Consider the following 25,136-nt stretch of genomic DNA (forward strand, 5'->3'; position numbering starts at 1 on the left):
GCCAGGCAGCGCACCGCTCGCCCAGCCACCGCCAGGGAAGGAGAATGTCATGCCTGGAATCCCGTTCCGTGGCGCGCGCCGGTTGGCCTGCACTACCCTGGCCAGCGTCCTGGCGCTCGGCGTGGCCGCGCCGCTCCACGCGCAAGCGCCGGCTGCGGCCAACGCCGCCGCTACGCCGCTGGCGAGCGGGCCTTATCACTGGCAGACAGTGCCATTTGGCGCGGGCGGTTTTGTCGACGGGTTTCTCTATCATCCGCGCACGCCGGGCATTCTCTATGCCCGCACCGATATCGGCGGCATGTACCGCTTTGATTTCGAGAACAAACGCTGGATTCCCCTGCTCGATCACCTGGGCCGCGACGATGGCGATCTGATGGGCATCCTGAGCTTTGCCGTTGATCCCAACGCGCCCGACCGCGTCTATGCCGCTGCCGGGCTTTACCTGTCGCAGTGGAGCCGCAAGGGCGCGATCCTGCGCTCAGACGATCGCGGCCGCACCTGGCAGAAAACCGAACTGCCGATCGGCGTAGGTGGCAACAGCGACGGGCGCGGCACGGGGGAGCGGCTGGCGGTCGATCCGCGCCAGGGCGACGTGCTCTATTTCGGCTCCAACCGCGACGGCCTGTGGAAGAGCACCGATCGCGGCCTTACTTTCGCCCGCACCGGCGCAAAGGTCGGCGGGTTTAGCCTGGTGGCGGTCGATCCCGCGGTGCCCGGCCAGGTCTGGGCCGGATCGACCGATGGTACCGGCGCGCTGATGCTGAGCCGCGATGGCGGCGCCAGCTTTTCCGCCGTGCCGGGCCTGCCCGCGATGGTGCCGCAACACCTGGTGTTCGGCCGCGATGGCAGCCTCTATGTCACCTTTGCCGGCGGTGACCAGGCCAGCACGCTCAACCCCAGCAATATCAAGACCGGCGCCGTGTGGAAGCGTGATGGCCGCGATAGGCGCTGGCACGACATCACCCCCACCCCGCCCGCGCCTGGCCTGCCTGGCGGCTTTTCCGGCGTGGACCTCGCCAGCGACGGCACGCTGGCGGTCTCGACCATCGATCGCTGGGCGCCGGGCGATGATATCTACCTTTCGCGCGATGGCGGCGCGCACTGGGATGCGCTTTCGGCCCATGCGCGGCACGATCCCGGTGCCTATCCCTGGCTGGTCGATTACATGAAGGGCCGCGACACCATGGGCCACTGGCTGGCCGATTTGAAATTCAACCCGTTCAAGTCCGACGAGATGATCTATGGCACCGGCTATGGCCTGTGGATCAGCCGCAACCTTGCTTCGGCCAAGCCGGGCGAGCCGGTGACGTTCGATTTTACCGTGGGCAATCTGGAAGAGGCCGCCACGCTGCAGATGGCCTCTCCCACCGGCGGCGCGGCCGTGCTGGCCGCCTTTGGCGACGTGGGTGGCGGCGCCTGGGAAGACCTGGCGCGCACCCCGCCGCGCAAGGGCCTGTTCACCCCGGCAAGCGAGACCAATTTCAGCATCGACTATGCCGGGGCCAAGCCGGGCAGCATGGTGCGCCTGGTCGATCATGGTCCCAGCTATGGCTATACCACCACCGATGGCGGCGCGACGTGGACACCGTTTGCCAGCGCCGCCTATCACCCGCCCGCCCCTGGCGGCGATTGGCGCAGGCCGGGCGTGGCAGCGATATCGGCCAAGGGCACCACGCTGGTCTGGGCGCCGGAGAAGGATGGGCTCTATGTCTCGAAAGACATGGGCAAGACCTGGCAGCCTTCCACCGGCATCGCCGCGCGGGCCGATACGTCCTATCTGCCCGTGGCCGACAAGGCCGCCGATGGGCTGTTCTATGTCTATGACCAGGCCAGTTCGGCGGTGCTGGCCAGCGGCGATGGCGGCAGCAGCTTTACCACCCTGATCGCAGGCCTGCCCAAGGTGGAAAGCTGGCAGAAGGGCACGCTGGCAGTGGTGCCCGGCCTGGTGAGAGACCTGTGGCTGGCGCTGCCGATGGGGCTGTTCCATTCGCCCGACAGCAAGACCAAGGTTACCCAAATGCGCAAGGTGACCGAGGCCTGGCTCGTCAGCTTTGGCGCGCCGGTGGTCAAGGACGCGTATCCCGCGGTGTTCCTGTGGGGCAAGGTCATGGGCCAGGAAGGGCTGTGGCGGTCTGACGATGCCGGCGCCAACTGGGTGCGGATCAACAGCCCGGACCAGCAGTTCGGCACCTTGCGCGCGATCGCGGGGGACATGCTCGATCCCGGCACGCTCTATCTGGCGCCGCATGGGCGCGGCATCATGGTGGGCATGCCGGCCAACAAGCCGCTGCCCGTGGCCGGCGCGGCACCGGGTGCAGCCGCCGCATCTGCCTCCGTCCCTGCCGCCACCGCCACTCGCCAGATCGCCGTTGACGTGGCGCGCGATGGTGGGCCGATCGATCGGTTCTTCGATCTCTCGATCGGGTCAGACTATCCCGGCACGCTGCGTCGCCCGGAAAACATGGCGCAGCTCAAGCTCGCGAGCGAAGAACTGGGCTTTCGCACCATCCGCTTCCACGACATTTTCCACGATGCGCTGGGCACGGTAAAGCGCGTCAACGGCAAGATCGTCTATGACTGGACCGCGATCGACGCGCTCTACGATGATCTCAAGGCGCGGCACCTGCGCCCCTTCGTGGAACTTGGCTTTACCCCCGATGCGCTGAAAACCTCTGATCAGACGATCTTCTACTGGAAAGGCAATACCTCGCACCCGCAGCCCGGCCCGTGGCGCGATCTGGTCGATGCCTTCGTGCGGCACATGATCGCGCGCTATGGCCAGGACGACGTGCGGCAATGGTATTTCGAGGTGTGGAACGAGCCAAACCTGGCCGGCTTCTGGGAAAACGCCGATCAACAGGCCTATTTCGATCTCTATCTGCTGACTGCCAGGACTATCAAGGCGATCGATCCCCAGCTCAGGGTTGGTGGCCCGTCCACCGCCGGCGCGGCCTGGGTGCCCGAACTTCTCGCCGCAGTGAAAGCCAAGGGCGGCACGATCGATTTCGTCACCACCCACACCTATGGCGTGAATGGCGGCTTCCTGGATGAAATGGGCAAGGACGATACCAAGCTCGATCCCAGCCCGCAGGCGATCACCGGCGATGTGCGGCGTGTGCGCCAGCAGATCGACGCCTCGGCCTTTCCCGGCTTGCCGCTCTATTTCACCGAATGGAGCACCAGCTATACCCCGCGCGACCTGGTGCACGATTCCTACGTCAGCGCGCCCTATATCCTGTCCAAGCTCAAAAGCGTGGAAGGCGCGGCGCAAGGGATGAGCTATTGGGTCTACTCCGACCTGTTCGAGGAGCCGGGCCCGCCGACCACCGAATTTCACGGCGGCTTTGGCCTGATGACCAAGGACGGCATCCGCAAGCCGGCATGGTTTGCTTACAAATACCTCCATGCCCTGCAGGGCCGCCGCGTGCCGGCTGACGACGCGCAAAGCTGGATCGCGCGCGACGGACGCAAGGTGGCCGCCGTGGTGTGGGATTTCGAGCAGCCCGCCCAGCCGACCAGCAACCGCAGCTTCTTTGGCAAGCTGGTGCCCAATCATCCGGCAGCGCCGGTGCGCCTGGCGTTCAGCCACCTCGCGCCCGGTCGCTATCGCTATACCCTGCATCGCACCGGCTATCGCGCCAACGATGCCTATTCCGCCTATATCGACATGGGCGCGCCCGAGCGGCTGACCCCGGCCCAGCTTGCCAGCCTGGCCGCGCTGGCCCAGGACAAGCCCGAAGCGAGCGAGACGGTGACCGTCAGCGCCGATGGCCAACTGATGCGCGACGTTGCGATGCATAGCAACGATGTCACGCTGGCGACGCTCGAACCGGTGCAGTGACCATGCGCAAAGCGGCGCGGAAAGGATCGCTCCCTTCCGCGCCGCCGCGCTGGTTCCGTCAATCAGCCCCGCGTTGCCGCGCTCAACCGGCGGCCGAGCGAAAGCGCGACCACGCCGGCAACGATGGCACTGGCCCGGGGATGGTTGCGCACCAGCTGCTCGCCGCGTTCGATCAGAACCACTGCCCGGTCGATCGCCCGGTCGATCGTCTTGCCGACCAGGCCTTCCACGCGGCCTTCGATGCGGCGGCTCTGGCCGCGCAGGCGGGTGCCCTCGTCACCGGTAACCGTGCCGATGCCCTGCTCGATGGTGCCGGCGGCTTCCTCGATCGCGCCGGAAATGCGATGTTCGTTCATGATCATGCTCCTTGCGCTGGAACGTTGGTCAAAGTCGTGATGGCTTGGCTCAGGCGTCGTTGCGGCGGGTGGCGGCAACACCCCCGGCGGCGGCAGCGCTGGCGCCCAGCATCATCACCACGAACAGGGCAAAGGCCGTGCCGGCGGCCAGATCGGCGCCCTTGCTGCCAGCGTCGATCGCGGTATCGATCGCGCTCTGCTTGGCGGCCAGGAACTGCTGGCGGGCCTTTTCGACGCGCGCCATGGCTTCGTCGGGCGAGATCTTGTTCTGCGCCGCCACGATCATCGCCACGCGCTGTTCGGCCGCGCGCCCCTCTTCACCGCCCTTGGCCATGGCCGGCAGTTCCGCCAGGATCGCCTTGCGGCCCTGTTCCGGCGTCATCGCGGCCGGATCGTTGGGCGTGGTATCGAGCAGCGCAGAAACCTGCGCGTCGACATCGGCCTGGTCCACGCCGGCCGCCTTGGCCACCGTGGGCGTGACCGCGCTGGCACCACTGGCCGCTGCCGTGGCCACGCTGCCCACCGCGCGGAACGCCCCGCCAACGATGCCGCCCACCGCCGAAGAAAGCAGGTAGAAGGTCAGCAACAGGGTCAGGCCCCAAATTGCCAGGCCATGCATCACGCCATCGACCGGGCGGCGGCTGCGCGATACCAGCGTGGCGCCATAGGCACCGGCGGCCAGCGCCAGAATGCTGCTGACCGTCCACCAGACCAGCGCGCCCAGGCCAAGCCCACCGGCGCTCGCGCCACTGGCCGAACCGGGATTGATCGCCGAAAAGCCGATGCCGGCGCCCAGCAGGCCCAGCGTCACTTCAATGGCCAGCGCGATCACGGTGCCGGCCATCAGGGCCGACCAGTTCATGCGCGGGGCCAGACGGTCGTCAATGCGACCGTCAATCATGGTCGTTGCCATGCAAATCTCCTGCGGGAAGGTAGGTATCTTCGTGTGGTGGTAAAAAGGGTGCGCGGCGTGGCCGCGGCTTACTTGCCGGTGCGCTTGCGCACGGTCTCGGCGGCGCTGGCCGCCTTGGCCTGCACCTTGCCGGCCAGCTTTTCCGCCGTGCCTTGGGCACGGGTCTGGTCATTGCCGGTGATCTTGCCGATCGCTTCCAGGATCGAGCCCTTCACCTGCGCACTTCGCCTTCGATGCGGTCTTCGTTCATGGGAACCTCCCATCACGTAGCGCGACCATCGCGCCGATGATGGAGAGATAAGCCGCCCCAATCGCCCGCGAGAGATGCAGAAGTACCAAATCGTATGGTACAAACTGGCCAAATCGGCGGGGCGGGTTTGGTGCTGGCGGCCGTTCTGCGAAACATCAAGCGGGACCCCGGATCAAGTCCGGGGTGACGAAGAACATCTAGCTATAGATTGCCGTCACCCCGGACTTGATCCGGGGTCCCGCTATCCTTTGAGTCAGCGGATCGGGCGCTGCAGCGGGTAGCCGCGCTCGCGTGCCCACAGCACCGCTTGCGCCCGGCGGTTGACGCCGATCTTGGCATAGACCCGCGCCACGTGGTTGCGCAGCGTGTTGCGCGAGACGCCCATTTCGCGTGCGATCGTGGCATCGTCGCCACCTTCGCATAGCAAGCTGAGCACCTCCTTTTCGCGCCGGGTCAGTTCGCTGGTTTCGGCAGGGCGCTCGCTGCCGTGCGGCGCGCGCAGGTTGGCGAGCTTTTCCACCACGGTGCGGCTGAACCAGTTGGTGTCCTTCATCACCGCCTCGATCGCGCCGATCAGTTCCAGCTCGCTGTGGCGGCGTTCGTGAATATCCTGGATCACCCACAGTGTGCAGGTATCGCGCCGCAAGGGAATCGCGGCGGCCGAAACCAGGCAGTCGGTTACCCCGCCATCCTTGCCGCGCACTTGCGCATCGCGCCCGCGAAAGGCGCTGCGTTCGACCAGTTGCTCGGCCACCGACGACAGGAACGTGGCATCGGCCCACAGCTTGAGCGCGGGCATGGTCTTGCCCATCGCCTCGTCCGATGACCACCCGGTCAACTGGTGGAACGCATCGTTGGTATCGCACAGCGTGTGATCGCCGCGCGTGGTGATCGCCATGGCCACCGGCGCTAGGCGGAACGTGGTGACAAAGCGTTCTTCGCTGTGGCGCAGTTCGTTTTCGGCCTGGCGGCGCGGCTCCAGGTCGGCAAACGAGAACAGCATGCAGGGCTCGTCGCCCAGGTCCACCGGTTGCCCGGCCACGATCACCAGCTTGCGCCCGCCATCGGGCAATTCCAAATCGGCCTGCATCTGCGGCACGGTGCGCGCTTCGCGGATGCGCTCCTTGGCCGTGTCGATATCGGCCGCGTCCTTGAGCACGTCGATCTCATAGAGCGTGCGGCCCAGCACTTCGTCCTTCTGGTAGCCGGTCAGATCGAGGAAACCCTGGTTGACCTTGACATAGCGCAGGTCAGACAGCCGCATGATCACCGCCGGCGCGGGGTTGACGTTGAATGCCCGTTCGAACCGCAACTCGGCCTCATACCGCAAGGACACGTCCTGGATGATCAGCACCAGCAGATCGGGTGTGCCACCAGAGTCAGACAGGATCAGGCTGCGGATCTGGTGGATCCAGCGCGGCTCGTCCTCGCCTTGCGGGATTACCTCGACCACCACCTCGTCGAACGCCTCGCCGGCGATCACGCGATCGAGCGGATAGTCACCGCGCTCCAGGCGGTGGTTGTTGCGATAGCGCAGCTGGAAGCGGCGGCGATAATCGTCAACGTCCGCGCCCAGATCTGCCAGCCGTTCCACGCCATGCATGACAAGGGCTGCGGGGTTGGCCCAGACGATGCGCTGCTCCGCGTCAACCAGCAGCACCCCCTCGCTCAGGCCGCCAATGATGTGGCGCAGGCGCTCCTGCTCGATCGACGGGTCTGCCGCTTGCTTGTCCATGGCCGCTTCAATGCCCCAGGGCGCAGGCCGATCCCGGCGTTTTTCGGCCTAGTCGAACAGCCGGTGCGGTAGGCGCCAGGCAAGGCCGATGCACGCCAGTTGCAATGCCGCGATCACGGCCAGGGCGGCCATGGCGGGCGGGGCGAATGCCCTTGCGCCGGCAGCAAAATAAAGGCTGCCGACCAGGGCCACGCCCAATGCCGCGCCAAACTGCTGGCTGGTCTTCAACAGCGCGCTGGCCGCCCCCGCATGATCGCGATCGACGCGCGAGACCACGACGGGGCCGACGCAACCCGAGGTCATGCCCATGCCTGCGCCTGCCAGCATCAGGCACAGCCCCACGGCAAGCCAGGGCAAGTGCGCCATGGTAATCCCCCATAGCACCAGCGCCGTTGCCGGCAGCATCACGCCTGCACCCAGCACCAGCACCCAACGGCCGAGGCGGGGCAGCAGATTGCGGCTCATCACCCCGATGCCAAACATCGCGCCAAGCCCATAAGGCACGTGGAGCAGCCCGGTGAACAGCGGCGTCTGGCCGCGTTCGGCCTGCATGGCAAAGGCAAAGACCAGCAGAAAGCCCGCGCCCACCGCGCCGAACACGATGGCCAGCGCCAGCCCCTGGCGAAAGCTGGCAATGGTGAACAGCGCCGGATCGAACAGCGCCGGCCGCCCGGCGCGCACACGCTTGCCGGCGTGGCGCCAGGCGAGCACGCCCAACGGCACCACCGCCACCAGGGGCCACAGCATGGCGCCGCCATGCCCGGTTTCCGCCGCGCCGATCAGGGGATGAAGCAGCGCCGCCATGGCCAGGCCGAACAGCGCCATGCCGATCAGGTCGTACCCCGCCGGCCGGCCCGAACGCGCCTCGGGCAGGAATACCAGCCCGGCGATCACCGCGCCCACGCCCACCGGCAGGTTGATCAGGAATACCGCGCGCCAGCCCAGATCGAACAGGTTAGCCTCGATCAGCAGGCCACCCAGCACCGGCCCGGCAATGGCGGCAAGCCCGCCGATCACGCCGAACAGCGCCATGCGCGACACCCGCTCCAGCGGGGAAAACATCACCTGCACCATGGCCATCGCCTGGGGCGCCATCACCGCCCCGGTCGCGCCCTGCAACAGGCGCGCCGCCACCAGGGCAGTGCCGGTATGCGCCAGCCCACAGGCGGCCGAGGCCAGGGTAAAACCGGTGACCCCCACCAGGAACATGCGGCGATAGCCAAAGGTATCTCCCAGCCGCCCGCCAGCCATCAGCAGCACGGCAAAGGCCAGCGAATAGCCCGCCACAATCCACTGCGATGCCTGGGCATCGGCACCCAGGCTGGCCTTGATTGCCGGCAACGCGGTGTTGACGATCGTCATGTCGACGATCTCAAGCACCAGGGCAATGATCAGGGTGGCAAGCGCAAGGGTCTTTTGGCGGTGGGTCAGGCTATGGGGGTCGATCACGCTCAGATCTTGCCTTCGCGCAACATCGATACGGCGGCATCGGCCGCGCGCGCGGTCAAGGCCATATAGGTGAGCGACGGGTTCTGGGATGCCGAAGAGCTCATCTGCGCGCCATCGGTGACGAACAGGTTGGCCACGTCGTGGGCCTGGCTCCACTGATTGAGCACGCTGGTCTTGGGATCGCGGCCCATGCGCGCGCCGCCCATCTCGTGGATGGAACTGCCGCCCGCGCCCGGCCGGTCAAAGCCCATGATCACATGGCCGCCGGCCGCCGTCAGCATTTCGGCTGCATCGGCCTTGGCCTGGGCCAGGGCGGCATGCTCTTCCTTGCCATAGGCAAAGTCCACCTTGAGCTGCGGCAGGCCATTGGCGTCGGTCTTGGCGCGATCAAGCGTGAGGCGGTTGGTCGGCCGCGGCACGCAATCGGCAAAGGTCACCAACACCATGCGCCACGGCCCGGGCTTGCGCAGCGTGTTCTTGTAATCGGTGCCGGTGCCCGCCAGCCGCTTGCCCTGCGTCCACGTGCTTTGCAGCGCGCCACCCTGGAACGAATAGCCGCGCGTGTGGCCAATGCCGTCCAGCGTGTCCATGTTGCGGTAGCGCGGGATGACGATGCCGGTCGGGCGATTGCCGAACGAAGTATGGCCCTCGAACCCCGGCATGATCGCCGCGGCCGAGAGGGTATTGGCGTGGTCCATGATGTGCGTGCCCAGCACGCCGCTGGAATTGGCCAGGCCCTGCGGCATGGCATCGGTGGCGGAATTGAGCAGCACGTGCACCGAATTGAACGCACCGGCGTTGAGGAACACCAGCCGCGCGCTCGCGGTCTTGTGCACGCGGGCCTTGGTATCGAAATAGCGCACGCCCCGCGCGCGCTGGGTCGCGGGATCGAAATCCACCGCCTCTACCACGGCGTCGGTGATCACGGTCAGGTTGCCGGTGGCCATCGCGGCAGGCAACGTGCTCGATTGCGTGGAGAAATAGGCGCCATACGAGCAGCCGCGCGCGCAGATCGAGCGATACTGGCACGGCGCGCGCCCTTCCTCGGTCTTGGCCTCGGTCAGGTTGGCGGTCCGCCCCACGGTCAGGCAGCGTTCGGGCCAGCGCTTGGCGATTTCGGCGCGGGCGTGCTGTTCCACCACGTTGAGCGCCATGGGCGGCTGGAACTGCCCATCGGGCAATTGCTTGAGGCCCTCGTTCGCGCCCGAAACGCCCACGAAGCGCTCGACCTTGTCATACCACGGCGCCAGATCGGCATAGCGGATCGGCCAATCGGTGCCGTGCCCGTCGCGCGCGTTGGCGCCAAAGTCATAGTCTGACCAGCGATAGCACTGCCGCCCCCAGGTGAGCGAGCGCCCGCCCAGTTGATAGCTGCGAAACCAGGTGAAATCGGTGCCGTCCCCGGTCTGATAGGGGTTCTGCGCGTCGTTGACGAAGTGGCCTTCGGTAAATTCGTTGAAATGGCGGTTGAGCATCTGCACGGGATATTCGCGTTCATAGAGCGCAGTATCGCCCTCCCCGCGAAACGGCATCTCCCACGGCGCCTTCATCTCGGTGTCATAGTCCTGCTGGTGCCGGATCTCGCGCCCCCGCTCGATCATCAGCACCTTGAGCCCGGCCTGGGTCAGCTCCTTGGCCGCCCAGCCGCCGCTGATCCCCGAGCCCACCACAATTGCATCGAAATCCATGGGAAAATCCTGTCTGCTCATCAGCCGAAGTCGATCGCCGTCCAGTCGCTGGAATAGGCGCGCGTGGTGGGCGTCACGGGCACGTCGGGGTCCCACCGGCCGGGCACGAGTTCATAGTTGAGTTCCTTGGAACCGCCGATTTCCGAGGTGTAATAGCCTGTAAGAACGAGGTTCTTGATGGTGTGCCAGGGCTGCGCCATCGGCGCGTCGGCAAAGGCATCGCGATCCAGGCCCGCCACGGCCGCCTGCCGCGCCGGCAACCCGGCATGGGCAAAATCACCGCCGGCGCGGCGATCGAGTTCGAGAGCCAGCCAGCGTGCATGGTCAAAGCGTCCATCGGCGCTGGAAAAGCCCTCCAGCCCCGATGTGGTCACCGGCTGGTGCGCGCCGCCCAGCCCGTGCGCCAGGCCCAGCAAGACGAAAGCGCCTGCGCCCACATCCCCCGCGCCCGCCGTGTCGGTACGCGGAATGACGATCTGTGCCACATCGCGCATCAGGCCCTGGTAGCGCACGATGTTCGCGTCCTGCGGCGCAGAAGCGGCGACGGCTGCAGCGGCCGGCCCAACGGCAAGGCCCAGCAACACCAACCCGGCGAGGAAATCCCGGCGCTGCCATCCCGTATCGGCTGGATGTGGAGAATCGGCGGCGACAGTCATGCATCCTCCCGGTGTACGATCGTGCGGGCGCCAGCGCGGCACGTGCGCCCGTTTAATTAGAATTTCAATTATTGTTCTGCATCATGCCTGTCAAGCCTGCCCCGCCGACACAAATGGGCAAACGCTTGCATGACAGGCACTTGATCGTGGCGCGCTCAAAAGCCCATCAGCTGGCGATTGAGCGCGCGATCGGCCCCACCCGCGGCGAAATCATCAAACGCATGCTCGGTCACGCGAATGATGTGGCGGGCAATGAACGGGGCGCCTTCGGCCGCGCCCTGTTCGGGATGCTTGAGCGCGCATTCCCATTCCAGCACGGCCCAGCCAGCGAAATCGTATTGCGCCATCTTGGAAAAGATCGCGGGGAAATCGACCTGCCCATCGCCGAGGCTGCGAAACCGGCCGGGCCGATCGACCCAGGCCTGATAGCCGCCATAGACGCCGCTGCGGCCGCTGGGGCGGAATTCGGCATCCTTGACGTGGAAGCAGGCGATGCGTTCGTGATAGATGTCGATGTAGGCCAGGTAATCCAGGCACTGCAGCACGAAGTGGCTGGGATCATAGAGGATCTTGGCGCGCGGATGGTTGCCGGTGCGTTCCAGGAACATCTCGAACGTCACGCCATCGTGCAGGTCTTCACCGGGATGGATTTCATAGGCGGCATCAACGCCATTGTCCTCGAACACATCCAGGATCGGCTTCCACCGTCGCGCCAGTTCGTCAAACGCATCCTCGACCAGCCCCGCTGGGCGCGCCGGCCAGGGATAGAAATAGGGCCAGGCCAGTGCCCCGGAAAAGGTGGCATGGGCCGACAGGCCCAGGCGCCGGCTGGCGATCGCCGCCTTCTTCACCTGGTCCACCGCCCAGGCCTGGCGCGCGGCCGGGTTGCCATGCACGGCAGCCGGGGCAAAGGCGTCAAACTGCGCATCGAACGCGGGATGCACCGCGACCAACTGTCCCTGCAAATGGGTGGAAAGCTCGGTGATCGCCAGCCCCTTGTCGGCCAGCATGCCTTTCACCTCGTCGCAATAGGTCTGGCTTTCCGCAGCAAGGTCGAGATCGAACAGGCGCTTGTCCCAGCTGGGGATCTGCACGCCTTTGTAGCCCAGCCCGGCCATATAGGTGCCGATCGCATCCAGGCTGTTGAACGGGGCGGCGTCGCCGGCGAACTGGGCCAGGAAAATGCCTGGCCCCTTGATGGTCTTCATGGTGTCAGGCTCCGTCGAACAGTCAGGGGCACCCAGCCGGCACCGGCGCGGCTGGCGGAAACGGCAGTGGCAATGAACGCCATGCCGCGCAGCCCGTCATCGAGGCCGGGCAGCAAGGGCGCGGGTTCGCCCCGCAGCCGGGCGGCAAAATCGCGATAGAGATTGGCAAAGGCCTCGAGATAGCCTTCGGGATGGCCAGCCGGCGTGCGCGTGCGGGCCAGGGCATCGGGGCCCAACTGGCCACTGCCGGCGTGAACGATTTCGGTGCGCCCGTCCAGCGTGGTCAGTTCCAGCATGTTGGGCACTTCCTGGCGCCAGGCCAGCCCGCCGCGATCGCCATAGAGCCGGATGCGCAGGCCGTTGCGCTCGCCCACTTCGATCTGGCTGGCCAGCAGCACGCCGCGCGCGCCGTTGTCGAAACGCAGCAGCACCGTGCAATCATCATCCAGCGCGCGGCCCGGCACCACAGTGCCCAGATCGGCCAGCAGCGAGGCGACTTTCAGCCCGCTGATGAATTCAGCCAGGTGAAACGCGTGAACCCCGATGTCGCCGATGCAGCCGCCCAGCCCGGCGCGCGCGGGATCGACACGCCATTCGGCCTGCTTGCCGGTGGCCTCCGTCGCAAGCCAGCCCTGGGGATATTCCACCACGATCTTGCGCACGGTGCCAAGCGCGCCCGACGCCACCCGCGCCCGCGCCTCGCGCACCAGGGGATAGCCGGAATAGGTATAGGTGACGCCGAACGGCAGCCCGGCGGCACGCACCAGGCCAGCCAGTTCGTCTGCCTCGTCCAGCGTGGCGGTCAGCGGCTTGTCGGTCATCACCGGCAGGCCTGCGACCAGCGCCGCGCGGGCGGCGGGCAAGTGGTGGTGATTGGGCGAGACGATCGCCACGAAATCGATGCCATCGGTCCGCTCGCGTTCTGCGGCAAACATCGCCTCAAGCGTGGGATAGGCGCGTTCCGGATCGACGCGATAGACATCGGCGGCAGCCTTGCCACGCGCGGCATCGCTGGAGAAAACCCCGGCAACCAGCTCGATCTCACGGTCCATTTCCGCCGCATAGCGGTGCACCGGCCCGATGAAGGCGCCTGGCCCACCCCCGATCATGCCCATTCGCAGACGCTGCAAGTCACTCTCCCCGCGCAGTTTCGTTTGTAATCCAAATTCTAGTTTGATAGGGCCTGCGTCGTCAAGCAGGAATGGCCGCGGCTGAACGGCCCCGACGGGAGAATATCGAATGCAGCTCGCCCGCAAGTTTTACGGCTCGCTCACGCTCAAGCCCCAGGGCGCCACGATGATCGTGGCGGGCTTCCTGCCGGTCTTTGCCATCATCGCGATGTTCCCGGTGGTTGCCGCGATGATCACCCATTTCAAGAACGTGCCCGATGCCGCGATCCGCGTGCCGGCCATGGTCACCGCACCCGGCTATGCCATTGCCGTGCTGGCGCCGTTTGCCGGGCTGTTCGTCGATCGCTTTGGCCGGCGGCCGCTGCTGCTGATCTGCACGTTTTTCTACGGCATCGTCGGCACCTTGCCGTTCTTCCTGGAAAACCTTGATGTGATCTTTGCCACGCGCCTGCTGCTGGGCGTGTGCGAGGCCGGCATCCTCACCATCGTCAACACCCTGATCGCGGATTATTGGGAAGATGGCCAGCGCCGCACCTGGCTGATGCTGCAGGGCCTGGTCGGTCCGGCGTTCCAGTCCATGGTGTTCCTGCTGGTGGCAGCGGTGGCGGCGTGGCGCTGGAACGGCAGCTTCCTGGTCTATCTCATCGCCCTGCCGATCTTTGTTGCGATGTATCTGTGCATTTTCGAGCCCGACCAGGCTAAGGACAAGACTCGTACGGCCGGTGCACCGGCGACCACGGCGGCCGATGGCCCGTTCCCGTTCGGCACGGCCTTCCTGGTCGGCGGGCTGACGCTGTTCTGCTCGGTTCTCTATTACGTGTTCATCGTCAATGGCAGCATCGCCTGGGCCGAAGTGGGCGTGACCAGCCCGATGGCGGTCAGCAAGGCCACCTTCGTGCCCAGCTTCTTCATCCTGGCCGGCGCGGTGCTGTTCCGCATCGTCTCGCGCTTTGGCAATGCGGTGCAGATCGCCACGTTCCTGGTGCTGTTCGCCCTCGGCCTGGCTGGCGTGGGCCTGGCGCATTCGATCCTGGAAATGCAGCTGGCGCTGGCGGTGCAGCAGACCGGCGCGGGCATGGCCGTGCCGGCGCTGATCGCCTGGGCACAGACCAAGTTCTCGTTCCGCCATCGCGGCCGGGGCATGGGGGTGTGGACCAGCTGCTTCTTCCTGGGCCAGGCCGTCTCGCCGGTCGTGGTGGGCCTGGTGGCGCGGGGTGCGGGATCGATGCAGGGTGCGTTCCTGGTCGCCGGCGTGGTCGCGCTGATCGCCGCCATTGCGGGCGGCGTCCTGGGCCTGCGCCGGCCAGCAGCGTTGCAGCCCGCTTGAGCGCCGCAGCCACGCGGCGCACCGGGCCTGGGCATGGGCTTGGGCCGGGCCTGGCGGCGTCCTGTGGCAGCGGTATGACAGGCCGGTTGGCGTTCGCCACAAATGCCTTTAAGGCGCAGAGGGATGCGCGCGCCGTTTCAGCGTGTGCCAGCATGGGGTTGCCTTGATGCCGCAGGACATGTCCGCCTTGGCGGATGCCGTCGAGTTGTCGCTTGAATCCATGGGCCGTGCGCCGTTGCAGGGGCGCAGCAAGGCCTCGCTCGAGCGTATGCTGGCCACCGCGCGAACCCTGATGGTGGAGCGCGGCAACGAGGATTTCACCCTGCAGGAGGTGAGCAGCCGGGGCAAGGTCTCGATCGGGTCGATCTACTTGCGGTTCGAGAACAAGGACAGCCTGGTGCGCGCCGTGCTCTATCGCGCGACGCAGACCCTGGCGCAGGAAGAAGACACGATGCAGGCCGCGCTGGCCGCCTCGTGCGCCACGCTCAAGGAATTCGTTCCGCACTATGTGGAAGCCTATTCCGAAGTGCTGCGCCGCAACGCGCCGCTGCTGCGGTTGACGATGATGCGGGCCGAGCACGACCCGCCCATTTCCGCGCTGGGCAAGCGCGCCGCGCTGCTCGCCGAATCAAAGGCGCTGGCGGCGTTCATGCGCTATCGCGATGAAATTGCCGGGCCAGACCCGGAAATGTGCGCCAAGGCCGCGCACCATATCATCTTTGCCACCCTTGCCCGCCAGTTGAGCCTGGGTTCGAGCAGCGAGTCGGTCACCAACTATGACTGGAACGTGCTCAAGCGTGAGCTCGGGCGGATGTGCACCGCCTATTTCGCGGCCGCCTGAGCCCATAGACCAGATTGATGGCCGGCATCGGCATTTGCCGGCTGGCGTGGGGCAGGCAGAAGGGGAAGAAGATCGGCCATGCCCGATCACGCCCTGCTCCTTGTCGATATCTCCCGCCTGCAAAGCCCGGACCGCGCCGATCGCCTGGCCGTGGCGCAGGAATTGGACCGCGCCTGTGTCGAGGCGGGGTTTCTCTACGTCACCGGATCGCAGATCGACGCCGGGCTGCGCGCGCGGCTGGTGGCGCGGGCGCAGGACTATTTCGCGCAGGATCTCGCCACCAAGATGCAAGGCTATATCGGCCTGTCGCACAACCACAGCGGCTATGTGCCGATGGGCGAGGAACATTTCGGCAGCGGCCCGCCCGATCTCAAGGAAGCCTATGACATCAACATAGACTATCACGGCAGCGAGCGCCGCCCGCTGCTGGGGCCAAACCTGTGGCCGGCGATGCCCGGCTTTCGCGCCGATGTGCAGGCCTGGTATGCCCATCTTACCGGGATCAGCCACCAGCTGTTCCGTGCCTTTGCCCTGGCGCTGGGCCTTGATGAAACGCATTTCGACGCGCACCTGCGCCACCCGCCCAGCCAGTTGCGGCTGATCCACTATCCCCACGATCCCGCCGCGCAAGACCGCCCCGGGATTGGCGCGCATACCGATTACGAATGCTTCACCCTGCTGCACGTTACCGCGCCGGGGCTGCAGGTGGTGGATCGGCACGGCGCCTGGTTCGATGTGCCGCTGATCGATGGCGCGCTGATCATGAACGTAGGCGACATGATGGAGATCATGTCCAACGGCCGCTATCTGGCCACCAAGCACCGGGTGAAGACCGTGGCGCAGGAGCGCTATTCCTTCCCGCTGTTCTGCTCGTGCGATTACGATCACGTCATCGCCCCGGTGGTGCGCGGCGAAGCCCCGCGCTATCGCCCGATCAAGGGCGGGGAACACCTGTTCAACCAGACGGCGCAGACCTTCGCCTATCTCAAGCAGCGCATTGCGCGCGGCGACCTGGCGCTCAACGATCCAGTGCCACTGGCCTCGTTCGGCCGGCCAGAGGCCGGTGCATGAAAGTTGCCGATCTACTGGCCGCGCTGCCGCCCCGGCCGCTGGGCGCGGTGCCGTTTCCGCGCCACCTGCTCGGCGCGTTCCGGCGCAAGAGCATCACCTTCTGCACCGGGCTGACTGACGAGGTAACGCCGGTTTATTGGTTCCAGTCACGCAGCTTCACGCTCGACCTGCGCCTGCCCGGCCTAGATGACACGGCACTGACCCACCGCCAGGGCTGGGTGGGCGACACGCTGTGGGATGCGCAGCGCGGCGAAATGTCGTGGTCGGTGGCGCGCAGCTATCAACCGCGCAACCAGTGGCCCGAACCGGCGCGCCTGGCGTTCATCGGCAACAGCGTGCTCGAGTTTGCGCCATCGGGCGCCTATGTCGAGGATTGGCGGCAACTCGCCGCGCCTGGCCGGCTGCTTGGGCTGCGGCTGCATCTGCTGCGCGAGCATGCCACCGGGACAGACCATGCCATGGACGGCGGGCTGATCGTGGCCGGCGCGCACATGGCCCTCGCGCGATCACGCCTGCCAGCGATCGACGCCGCGCTCTCCAGCACCCCGAGCCTGGACCACGCCCTGGCCCAGGGCATCGCCAGCGCGGCGCAGGTCGCCAGCTACGAAGTCTCGGTCGCGCTGGACGGCGCCCACATCACGCATACCACCATCCCGGCGCGGCACGGGGCACTGCTGCTCCACGGTGACTTCGCGCTCCAGGCCGATGGCCAGGTGCACCAGCACTGCACGATCGACGGCATGGCCTGCACGCTGGCTTATACCATCGACGTGCACGAGCCCGACTTCGCCTTTGTCACGCAGACGCCCACCACACCCGAGGGGCAAGCCTGGCTGGAGGCCGAACGCGGGCATCTGGAGCGCAATGCGCGGGTTTTGCGTTGAGAAAGCGGGATCCCGGATCAAGTCCGGGGTGACGAAAAATACAATATATTACATGCACCTACGTCACCCCGGACTTGATACGGCGTCCCGCTGCCTTGCTACCTAGACCTCCCGCGCGCGCAGGTGGCCGGTGATCTCGTCGAGGAACAGCTGCGCCGGCGTGCCGCGCTCGGGCGCCTGGCGGGTGAGCAGGTACATCGGATAGGATGGCGCCAGGTCGTCGGGCAGCAGCGGCCACAAGTCCCCGCTCGCCACGGCGGGCGCGGCGGCGAGGGTCGGGAGGAAGCCGATGCCGGTGCCCAGCCGGATCAGGCGCAGTGCCTCGTGAATGTCTTCAGCCAGGCCCGTCACCACCGTGCCGAGGCGATAGCGCTGGCGCAGGTGGGTGATCGTGTCGACCTCGTCCTGCCCGGTCAGCACAAAGCCTTGTTCGCGCAGGCTGGCCATGGTCGCCACGCGCGTGCCGTAGAGCGGGCTGCTGCGCGCGCAGTAGAGTTGCTGGGTTTCGGTAAACAGCGGCTCGTAGGTCAGCCCGGCGCGCACGCCGCTGTCGGTGCCCACGCCCAGTTCCGCCTCGCCGCGTTCCAGCACATCGAGCACGCTGCGCCAGGGCGAGACGCGGATTTCGATGCGGATCGCGGGGTGGCGGGCATGCAGACTGGCGATCGCGGCGTCAAAGGCGGGCGACACGATCGAGGACACGACCTGGATGCGCGCCAGCCCTTCGACCTGCTGCAGCGCCTGGGCAATGCGATGGGGCGCGGCACGGGCCGCTTGCGCCATGTCTTCGCACAGCAGATAAAGCGCGCGGCCGGCTGCGGTCAGTTCCACGCCACTGGCACTGCGATGCAGCAGGCGCGCGCCAGCGTGCTCTTCCAGCCGCTTGAGCGCGGCACTGATTGTGGGCTGCTGCTTGTTGAGGCGGCGCGCCGCCGCGCCGATGCCGCCTGCCTTCACGATATCGGCAAACAGGCGCAGCAGGTTCCAATCGACCTGGGTGGCAAACAAGGGATTGGGCAGCAAAGGATCGGGCGCCGGCATGACCCTGACCCTATGCCAAGGCCCGGCCGGCGGCAATGTCAGGGGGAAGCAGGCACAAGCCGCTTCCCCCGATCACATCATCAGAACGCGTAGCGCGCGCGCACGCCGATCGTGCGGGGACGTGCCCACGAGATGCGGTCGCCGGGCTGATAGACCTTGTAATAGGTTGCCCGTGCCACATCGACATACTTCACGCCGTTGATCAGGTTGTTGCCGAACAGGCCAATTTCCAGGCGGCCGATGTCATAGCTGATCGAGGCGCTGACATTGTTCTGCGCGGGGATGCGCGCATAAGTGGCGCTGGGGCCATCGGTCACCAGCTGACCATTGGTGATCGTGGTCTTGTAGGGGTTGAACGTGGTGAACTGGTCGCCCTGGTACTGATAGCTGGCGCGCAGGTGGATCGACTGATCGGTGCCAACATTGGCATCATAGAACAGCGAGGCCGACGCGGTCCATTGCGGGAAATAGGGCGTGCGGTTGCCGTCAAACGCGCCGACCGTGGGGATATTCCCGTTGGCGCGCGAGTCCGTGTAGGAGGCAAAGCCCGAGAAGGTGATTTCCGGGCTAAGCTTCACCGTGGTTTCCAGCTCCAGGCCCTTGGAGCGGATCTTGCCCTTGTTGTCGGTGAAGAAGTACGAGCAATCGAGCAGCAGGCGCGTTTGCACGTCGCTCCAGTCGATCCAGAACGCGCTGGCGTTGAACGTCACCTTGCCATCGGCCAGGCGCGCCTTTTCACCAATAGTATAGTTCCACAGCTTGTCCGGGCCGAACGTACTGGGGGCCGAGGAATAGCCATAGGACGCCAGGTTGTTCTTGCAGGTCTGCGAGATGCCGGTGTCGCCGATCGGCACGGGCTGGTTGGCCCCGCCATAGCGGAAGCCCTTGGCGACTTCGGCATAGACCATGAAGTCCTGGCTGGCCTTGTACGACACGTTGGCGCGCGGGTTCACGCCGTTTGACTTGAGCGTGGCGTTCTGTTCCAGCGGCACGTGATTGATCACGCCATAGACGCCGCTTTCAAACAGGTAATACTTTTCCTTGAAGTTGAAGTAGCGCAGGCCGCCCGACAGATCGAGCTTGTCGGTGATGTGCCAGGTGGCATCGGCATAAGCGGCGAACTGATGTTCGTCCGTATCCTGAAGACCCGAGAAGATGTCATTGGAATTGAACGCTTTGTCCACAGCCTTGGAATCATAAAGGCCATTGGCCGTCTGCGGGAACGGGCCATAGAAATAGTTCATGTACGACAGGGTATCGAACCCGGCGACGGGAATGTCCTGGACCAGGTGGCGGATCTGCTTTTCATAGAACACGCCGGCGGTCCATTTCACCGGGCCGGTATTGTCGGAAGCGAGGCGCGCTTCCAGCATGGTGTCCTTGATCTTCTGGTTGATCGAATACTGTTCATAGGGGATCAGCTTGCTGACCGCCGGATCGAAGCTGGTCGGCGCCTTGTAGAGCGGATAGGTCGTGCTGCTGACCGGCAGCGTACCGCCGCTGTAATCCTGGAAGAAATAGCCGATGGTCGGCTCGGTGCTGGCCAGATAGCCAACCTCGCGATCGGTATGCGCGCCGCTGATGATCAGGTGCACGCCGCCCAGGTCATAATCGCCCGAGGCCTGGTAGAGGCGGAACTTGTCGCTGGTGCCTTCCGGCCCGTTGGTGAAGGTGGTGTAGTCCGCCAACCCGCTCATGCCGGTGTTGAGGCCATTGGCCTTGCTGTGTTCATAGGTGAACGCGGCGTCAAAGGTGAAGGCGGTGCTGGGCGTCCAGCGCAGGGCAACGCGCGCCTGTTCGGTGGTGTTGCTGTTGCGGTTCTGCCCGGCATAGGCGCCGACATTGTCGATGAACCCGCCATCGCGGCCGACATAGACATTGGCGCGCACGGCCAGCTGGTCCTTCACCAGCGGCAGGTTGATCATGCCCCGCACGCTGCCGCTGGCCGCGCCGTGCTCGGTGGAAGCCGCCGTGCCTTCGATCGAGCCGGACACTTCATCGGCACGCGGCTTGGCGGTGACGAAGCGCACCGTACCGGCCATCGAGCCCGCGCCGTAGAGCGTGCCTTGCGGGCCGCGCAGCACTTCCACGCGTTCGAGGTCATAGACCTTGAGATCGGGCGTCTGCCCTTGCACCGAGATCGGCGTATCATCGAGATAGACCGCCACGAGCGAGCGGTCCGAGGTGTCGGACGTGCGATAGCCGCCGGTCGACAGGCCGCGCATGTTGAACTTGTTGAAGCCCGGCGCGCTTTCGGTGATCGAGAGCGAGGGGACAAAGCGCTGCAGATCAGACAGGTTGCCCTGGCCAGACTTGGTGATCGTGTCGACGTTCACCACCGAAATCGCGATCGGCACCTTCTGCACCGATTCCGCGCCCGAACGGCTGGCGGTGACGACGATGTCTTCGATCTTGCCGCTGGGCTGGGTGGCCTGTTCATCGGCCCAGGCGGGCGCCGTGGCCAGCATCGCGGCGGAAACCACGGCGGTGGATGCCAGGAGCCGCGCGGACAGGCGCGCACGGTGCATGGCGGACAGGAGGTCGCTATTGTTCATTATACCCCTCGCACTTTCTGATTTGACTCCCCGTGCGGGCGCTCGCCACCCGCTCGACCGCGTCTGGGCCGGTACTCGTCTTGAGCCTTGCCAGCTTCGCACCAAGCTGGCGTGCAACAACTGTGTTAATCGCATGCGCTCATCGGATTTTGTCATCCGCCAGGCCAAGCGCCTGAGCGAGCGGGCCAAGCCAGGGCGCACAGGCCTGCCAGCGCGACAGGCCCTGGCGGTGCAGCGGCTGGCGCACCTGCTGCGCGCTGATCGTGCGCACGGCGCGCGGATTGTCGAAAAAGTGCAGGGTTTCGGGCGCAAAGGGCAGCCCGCAATGACGCAGCAGGCGGCGTACCGTGCCTTCCGCGTCCTCGACAAGCTCTTCATAGGCAACTGCCATCATCGCCTGGCCCAAACCCTTGTGCATATGCGCCGCCAATGCGGCAGCGGCGCGACAATAGCGGCCCAGCGTGACAAGATCATAGCTATAGCCCTGCCCGTCCGCGAAATCCTGGGCATAAAGCGAGAAACCACAGGCCATGGGATCGCGCGAAACGTGGATGATGCGCGCCTGGGGCAGCGCCACGCGGATCAGCGCCAGGTTGAACAGGTTGCCCGGCGCCTTGTCGATGAACAGCGGCCGATCGGTCTGCCGCACGCGCGCCACCCGCGCCAGATAGGCTTCGCCCAGCGCGCGCGCTTCGGGTGCGGTCAGTGCCGCCAGGGCCGACGCGCGATCGTGGGCGCGCCCTTCGCGGATCAGCCGCGTGGTCCATTGCCGCGCCAGCAGCGTGAAATCGGCCAGCTCGGAAAGACCTTCGACCGCCGGGTGGCTGGCCAGGATCTGTTCGATCAGGGTTGACCCACTGCGCGGCAGGCCGACGATGAATACCGGGCCAGGGCGCGGATCGCCGCAGGTGGCGCGCGCGGCGAAAAACGACGCGGGAGTGGCGGCGATCGTATCGGCGACAAAGCGCTCGTGCGCGGCGATATCGAACGGCACCTGCGCGCGGCGCAGAGCATTGGCGCAGTGCAGATGGTCCACTGCCCCGGCCGGCTCCTGCGCATCGAGCAGCGCGCGGCCCAGCGCGAAATGGAGATGCGCGGCCTGGGCCGGCGCCAGGCCCGGCGCGGCCAGTGCCGCTGTCATCGCGGCGTGATCCTCGGGCGCAAAGCGGAAGGTCTTGAGATTGGCCAGGCTCCACCACGGCTCTGCCTGATCGGGTCGCAGCGCCAGCGCGCGGCGGTAGGCCAAGACCGCGCCGGCCACATCGCCGGCTGCGGCCAGGGCATGGCCACGCACGTGCCAAAAACCGGCGTCATGAGGCGACAATGCCAGGGCCGCATCCAGCGCGGCGAGGGCGGCATCGACATCGCCGCCATGCAGCTGCGCTGCCGCCACGAGGCCGTGTAGTGCCGGATTGCCGGGATGGCGAGCGGCGAGCGGCGCCACCAGGGCCAGCGCCTCTGGCCCGCGCTGCTGCCGTTCATAGAGCAGCGCCAGATCGAGCGCGGCGGCAGAAAAGGCCGGGGCGCGGGCCAGGGCGGCAAGCAGCCATTCTTCGGCGGCATCCTGCCCACCTTGGACCAGGCTTGCCGCCGCCAGCAGGCGCAGCCAGCATGGATCGGCGCGGTCTATCCCCGCGAGCGCATGGCCCTGCGCCACGATCTGTTGCTGTGCCTGCGCCAGCGCCGGGGGCAGCGCCTGGCCCAGCACGGCGTGCTGGCCGGCCAGGGCATGGGCTGCGATCGCCGATTGCGGGTTGAAGCGATGTGCCAGACTAAAAGCATCCAGCGCAGCGGCATCCTCCCCCGCCATGGCATGGGCAGCACCGCGTTCATAGTGCACGCCCCAGGCCGTGCTTTGCGCCAGCGGCGCCAGCAGACGCAGCGCCCCAGTGGCATCGCCGCAGCGGCGCATGGCAGCCGCCGCCACGAAGCGCGCCTCCAACCCCTGCCCTGCCGCCAGGGCCAGATCGCGCGCCTGGGCAGGATCGCTGGACAGCAGGGCCTTGGCGCGCGCCAGGCTCATGGCGCGGGGGCCAGGTGGCGCAGGATCAGGCCGTCCTGATGGTTGCGCACAAAGCCTTTCCAGGTGGGGTTGTCGCCCCCCTGGCTCACCGCTGCATAGGGTGTGCCAGGGCCAGTCCACCCCGCCCGGTCAGAGCGTTCGGCCGGCACGGTGAGATAGGCCTGCATCGCCGCCTGATGCTTGAGATGCACCGCCAGAAAGGCGGTAATGAAATGCAGGCTGATGCCGTTGAGCCGCGCCTTGCGCCACACCGGATCTTCGAACCAGTCCATGTCCCACAAGGCCTGGCGCATCTGCGGCGGCGCGGGATCGGTGCCGATCGAATGGCCGGCCCCCTCGAACGCCAGCATGGTGCGATCGCTGCCCGTGGCGCCGGCAAAGATCGTGGCCGGGCCGGGATCAAAGCCGACCGTGCGATCGGCCGTTCCGGTCACCACCATGAGCGGCGCATGGATTTGCGCCACGCCGCTGCCCCACACCGGCGATGGCCCGCCGCCAGCAGGCGAAATCGCCACGACAGCAGCAATGCCATCGGCGCGCAGATCGGCCGCGGCCGGGCCATTGCCGGCATAGGCGGCGCGCAGGGCGGCCGGCATGCGCGCCAGCCACGCGGCTGCGGGATCGAGCCGGGCGCCTGCCGCCGTCAACACGCCATAGCCACCAAACGAATAGCCAATCAGCGCCACCTGCGCCGGATCGGCCAGCGGCCCCAGCAGCCCGGCGCGCAGGCGCTGCAGCGTCAGCACGATATCGAGCGGGCGGCGCAGCATCATCGGCACGGCGCCGCGCGGATCGGTGATCGGCCCATCATGATGGGCGATGGCCACCACGACATAGCCCTTGCTCGCCAGGTTTTCGCCCAGCCAGCGCAGCATCACCGGATCGTTGTCAAACCCATGCGAGAGCAGCACCAGGGGAAAGCCCTGGCCCGCCGCCGGCGCATCGGCCACCGCGCGCCCGGCTATGGTGAAGTGCACCGGCGGCTGCGGCGGCTCTGCCGTCAGGCTGGCAGAATAGGTCACGGTGTGCGCGCCGGCCGCGCCGCGCGCGGGATACCAGATGCGCAACGGCAGGGTGCGCGTGCCGCGCACGACTTGCCCCGCCGCGACCGACGCCGTCGCATCCAGTTGCCCCGAGGCCACGATCGTGCGCGTCATGGTGCCCGGTACATAGGGGCCAGGCGCAGCCAGTTCGGGCAGGCCGGGCTCTGGCTGATCCAGGCCGATGGCCAGCTTGCCCGGCGCATTGCTGGCAGGCGGCGCAGCGGCGGCAGTCAGCATGGCAAGGCCCAGCAGCGCGCTGGCACGCATCAGGCGCCTTGCCCGGCGCGCACCGGCGCCGACTGTACCGGTTTTCCCGGTTTCCTGTGACATGATCCTCCTGGCGCGCTGCCCTGTGTTCTTTGCCCCCATGCTATGCCCTCCCCTCGATCGCACGCTATCTCGTATAGGCATTTGCCTGTGCTTTCATGTTATTCCTGCGTCGGGAAAAGCTGGCGGAACAGCCGCCCGACCCATTCGTTGCCCACCCTGGGCACCATCTCTCATTCCACGGACGTCCGTAGACGTCCGTGAAGTGGCTGACCAGAGAACGGTGTCGGATCATGAAGGGGGCCGGACTCTACCTCTGACTGGTAACAATCAGGGGAGCACGTCAGATTGGCCACCGTCGAAATTGAAATGACGGCTATGACTCCGTGTCCGGAACGGCGCTTAGCGTCGAAAAATGGTGGGGAACGGACAGGCAGCTTTGAGGAGGCTGGTGGCGATAATTGCCGTTCCCGAAAAGGATCGAATATCGAGAAAAGCGGCTAGATCGCCAGCGACAGGATCGGGCGGCTCCACGTTGCCTTGGCAGTCAGTGGTTTCGTACCGACGACGACCGCGCCCATCGCCTCATAGAAGCCCACCGAGGGCGGATGGGAAACGATTGAACCGTCCCGGGTTTTCCGGAGGCAGTTTCAATAGGGTTATGCAGCCATATCGCGGTTCTCAAGTGCTGCATAGTAATTGGCTTCGGCCTCGGCGGGCGGGATGTAGCCGATGGGGCCGAAAAGGCGTTGATTGTTGAACGAGTCCACCCAGCGCAGGGTGGCCATTTCGACGGCTGATGCGCCCGACCAGGAGCGCTGGCGCCAGATCACCTCGGCCTTGTAGAGCCCGTTGATC

The 25,136-nt window shown here is 66.3% G+C and carries 18 protein-coding genes and 1 pseudogene; 5 read left to right on the forward strand and 14 right to left on the reverse strand.

The features are described from left to right. Nucleotides 1-49: 49 nt before the first annotated feature. The gene (locus FHW97_RS22055) at nt 50-3,841 is read left to right on the forward strand and encodes a hypothetical protein (RefSeq protein ID WP_253941713.1); all 3,792 of its coding nucleotides are present in this window, start codon (nt 50-52) and stop codon (nt 3,839-3,841) included. Nucleotides 3,842-3,903: 62 nt separating this feature from the next. Here FHW97_RS22055 and FHW97_RS10570 read toward each other — a convergent pair whose 3' ends face one another. The 9 genes from FHW97_RS10570 to FHW97_RS10610 all read right to left on the reverse strand — a co-directional run bounded on the left by FHW97_RS10570 (nt 3,904) and on the right by FHW97_RS10610 (nt 13,211). Then, nucleotides 3,904-4,197: a CsbD family protein gene (locus tag FHW97_RS10570; RefSeq protein ID WP_171798910.1), complete on the reverse strand. Its 294-nt coding sequence runs from the start codon at nt 4,195-4,197 to the stop codon at nt 3,904-3,906. 49 nt (nt 4,198-4,246) lie between these two features. Next, the gene (locus tag FHW97_RS10575; protein WP_171798911.1) at nt 4,247-5,110 is read right to left on the reverse strand and encodes a hypothetical protein; all 864 of its coding nucleotides are present in this window, start codon (nt 5,108-5,110) and stop codon (nt 4,247-4,249) included. Between the two features lie 68 nt (nt 5,111-5,178). Next, nucleotides 5,179-5,325, reverse strand: coding sequence for a CsbD family protein (locus FHW97_RS10580; RefSeq protein WP_370525350.1), 147 nt, complete (start codon nt 5,323-5,325; stop codon nt 5,179-5,181). A gap of 288 nt (nt 5,326-5,613) precedes the next feature. Next, a complete protein-coding gene (locus tag FHW97_RS10585) occupies nt 5,614-7,095 on the reverse strand; it encodes a PAS domain S-box protein (protein ID WP_171798912.1) in 1,482 nt (493 codons plus the stop codon). Nucleotides 7,096-7,143: 48 nt separating this feature from the next. Next, complete coding sequence (locus tag FHW97_RS10590) at nt 7,144-8,544, reverse strand: MFS transporter (protein ID WP_171793303.1); 1,401 nt, start codon at nt 8,542-8,544, stop codon at nt 7,144-7,146. 2 nt (nt 8,545-8,546) lie between these two features. Then, the gene (locus FHW97_RS10595) at nt 8,547-10,232 is read right to left on the reverse strand and encodes a GMC oxidoreductase (protein ID WP_171798913.1); all 1,686 of its coding nucleotides are present in this window, start codon (nt 10,230-10,232) and stop codon (nt 8,547-8,549) included. Nucleotides 10,233-10,252: 20 nt separating this feature from the next. Continuing rightward, complete coding sequence (locus tag FHW97_RS10600; protein WP_171798914.1) at nt 10,253-10,888, reverse strand: gluconate 2-dehydrogenase subunit 3 family protein; 636 nt, start codon at nt 10,886-10,888, stop codon at nt 10,253-10,255. A gap of 155 nt (nt 10,889-11,043) precedes the next feature. Further along, a complete protein-coding gene (locus FHW97_RS10605; RefSeq protein ID WP_062783799.1) occupies nt 11,044-12,096 on the reverse strand; it encodes a sugar phosphate isomerase/epimerase in 1,053 nt (350 codons plus the stop codon). Then, on the reverse strand, nt 12,093-13,211 hold the full coding sequence (locus tag FHW97_RS10610) for a Gfo/Idh/MocA family protein (RefSeq protein WP_171798915.1): 1,119 nt from the start codon (nt 13,209-13,211) through the stop codon (nt 12,093-12,095). Before FHW97_RS10610 ends, FHW97_RS10605 begins: the two co-directional genes overlap by 4 nt. 124 nt (nt 13,212-13,335) lie before the next feature. On the opposite strand from FHW97_RS10610, the gene FHW97_RS10615 reads away from it, so the two are divergent. The 4 genes from FHW97_RS10615 (at nt 13,336) to FHW97_RS10630 (ending at nt 17,349) form a co-directional block, all read left to right on the forward strand. Continuing rightward, nucleotides 13,336-14,553 (forward strand): MFS transporter, encoded by a 1,218-nt coding sequence (locus tag FHW97_RS10615; RefSeq protein WP_171798916.1) that lies wholly within the window; start codon nt 13,336-13,338, stop codon nt 14,551-14,553. A 178-nt stretch (nt 14,554-14,731) separates the two neighbouring features. Next, a complete protein-coding gene (locus FHW97_RS10620) occupies nt 14,732-15,394 on the forward strand; it encodes a TetR/AcrR family transcriptional regulator (RefSeq protein ID WP_231627601.1) in 663 nt (220 codons plus the stop codon). Nucleotides 15,395-15,472: 78 nt separating this feature from the next. After that, the gene (locus FHW97_RS10625) at nt 15,473-16,465 is read left to right on the forward strand and encodes an isopenicillin N synthase family oxygenase (RefSeq protein WP_171798917.1); all 993 of its coding nucleotides are present in this window, start codon (nt 15,473-15,475) and stop codon (nt 16,463-16,465) included. Continuing rightward, entirely contained in the window at nt 16,462-17,349 is an 888-nt protein-coding gene (locus FHW97_RS10630; RefSeq protein WP_171798918.1) for a hypothetical protein, read from the forward strand. The genes FHW97_RS10625 and FHW97_RS10630 overlap by 4 nt, the downstream gene beginning before the upstream one ends. 102 nt (nt 17,350-17,451) lie before the next feature. Here FHW97_RS10630 and FHW97_RS10635 read toward each other — a convergent pair whose 3' ends face one another. The 5 genes and pseudogenes from FHW97_RS10635 to FHW97_RS10655 all read right to left on the reverse strand — a co-directional run. Continuing rightward, nucleotides 17,452-18,390, reverse strand: a complete 939-nt coding sequence (locus FHW97_RS10635; protein ID WP_169048553.1) for a LysR family transcriptional regulator — start codon at nt 18,388-18,390, stop codon at nt 17,452-17,454. An 80-nt stretch (nt 18,391-18,470) separates the two neighbouring features. Then, nucleotides 18,471-20,945 (reverse strand): TonB-dependent receptor, encoded by a 2,475-nt coding sequence (locus FHW97_RS10640; protein WP_253941715.1) that lies wholly within the window; start codon nt 20,943-20,945, stop codon nt 18,471-18,473. Between the two features lie 139 nt (nt 20,946-21,084). After that, nucleotides 21,085-22,968 carry a sulfotransferase gene (locus tag FHW97_RS10645; RefSeq protein ID WP_171798919.1) on the reverse strand — a complete coding sequence of 628 codons (1,884 nt, stop codon included), beginning with the start codon at nt 22,966-22,968 and terminating at the stop codon, nt 21,085-21,087. Next, nucleotides 22,965-24,341, reverse strand: coding sequence for a dienelactone hydrolase (locus FHW97_RS10650; RefSeq protein ID WP_171798920.1), 1,377 nt, complete (start codon nt 24,339-24,341; stop codon nt 22,965-22,967). The genes FHW97_RS10645 and FHW97_RS10650 overlap by 4 nt, the downstream gene beginning before the upstream one ends. A 596-nt stretch (nt 24,342-24,937) precedes the next feature. Then, a pseudogene (locus FHW97_RS10655) lies at nt 24,938-25,136 on the reverse strand (IS3 family transposase); the annotation flags it as partial.

The sequence above is a fragment of the Novosphingobium sp. SG754 genome (assembly GCF_013149315.1).
Taxonomy (GTDB): domain Bacteria; phylum Pseudomonadota; class Alphaproteobacteria; order Sphingomonadales; family Sphingomonadaceae; genus Novosphingobium; species Novosphingobium capsulatum.

What these genes read in the sequence shown, in the direction of transcription:
- FHW97_RS22055 (WP_253941713.1), top strand. Translation starts at nt 50, where the DNA reads ATGCCTGGAATCCCGTTCCGTGGCGCGCGCCGGTTGGCCTGCACTACC.
- FHW97_RS10620 (WP_231627601.1), top strand. Translation starts at nt 14,732, where the DNA reads ATGTCCGCCTTGGCGGATGCCGTCGAGTTGTCGCTTGAATCCATGGGC.
- FHW97_RS10615 (WP_171798916.1), top strand. Translation starts at nt 13,336, where the DNA reads ATGCAGCTCGCCCGCAAGTTTTACGGCTCGCTCACGCTCAAGCCCCAG.
- FHW97_RS10625 (WP_171798917.1), top strand. Translation starts at nt 15,473, where the DNA reads ATGCCCGATCACGCCCTGCTCCTTGTCGATATCTCCCGCCTGCAAAGC.
- FHW97_RS10585 (WP_171798912.1), bottom strand. Translation starts at nt 7,095, where the DNA reads ATGGACAAGCAAGCGGCAGACCCGTCGATCGAGCAGGAGCGCCTGCGC.
- FHW97_RS10640 (WP_253941715.1), bottom strand. Translation starts at nt 20,945, where the DNA reads ATGAACAATAGCGACCTCCTGTCCGCCATGCACCGTGCGCGCCTGTCC.
- FHW97_RS10650 (WP_171798920.1), bottom strand. Translation starts at nt 24,341, where the DNA reads ATGTCACAGGAAACCGGGAAAACCGGTACAGTCGGCGCCGGTGCGCGC.
- FHW97_RS10645 (WP_171798919.1), bottom strand. Translation starts at nt 22,968, where the DNA reads ATGAGCCTGGCGCGCGCCAAGGCCCTGCTGTCCAGCGATCCTGCCCAG.
- FHW97_RS10610 (WP_171798915.1), bottom strand. Translation starts at nt 13,211, where the DNA reads ATGGGCATGATCGGGGGTGGGCCAGGCGCCTTCATCGGGCCGGTGCAC.
- FHW97_RS10575 (WP_171798911.1), bottom strand. Translation starts at nt 5,110, where the DNA reads ATGGCAACGACCATGATTGACGGTCGCATTGACGACCGTCTGGCCCCG.
- FHW97_RS10595 (WP_171798913.1), bottom strand. Translation starts at nt 10,232, where the DNA reads ATGGATTTCGATGCAATTGTGGTGGGCTCGGGGATCAGCGGCGGCTGG.
- FHW97_RS10600 (WP_171798914.1), bottom strand. Translation starts at nt 10,888, where the DNA reads ATGACTGTCGCCGCCGATTCTCCACATCCAGCCGATACGGGATGGCAG.
- FHW97_RS10630 (WP_171798918.1), top strand. Translation starts at nt 16,462, where the DNA reads ATGAAAGTTGCCGATCTACTGGCCGCGCTGCCGCCCCGGCCGCTGGGC.
- FHW97_RS10570 (WP_171798910.1), bottom strand. Translation starts at nt 4,197, where the DNA reads ATGAACGAACATCGCATTTCCGGCGCGATCGAGGAAGCCGCCGGCACC.
- FHW97_RS10605 (WP_062783799.1), bottom strand. Translation starts at nt 12,096, where the DNA reads ATGAAGACCATCAAGGGGCCAGGCATTTTCCTGGCCCAGTTCGCCGGC.
- FHW97_RS10635 (WP_169048553.1), bottom strand. Translation starts at nt 18,390, where the DNA reads ATGCCGGCGCCCGATCCTTTGCTGCCCAATCCCTTGTTTGCCACCCAG.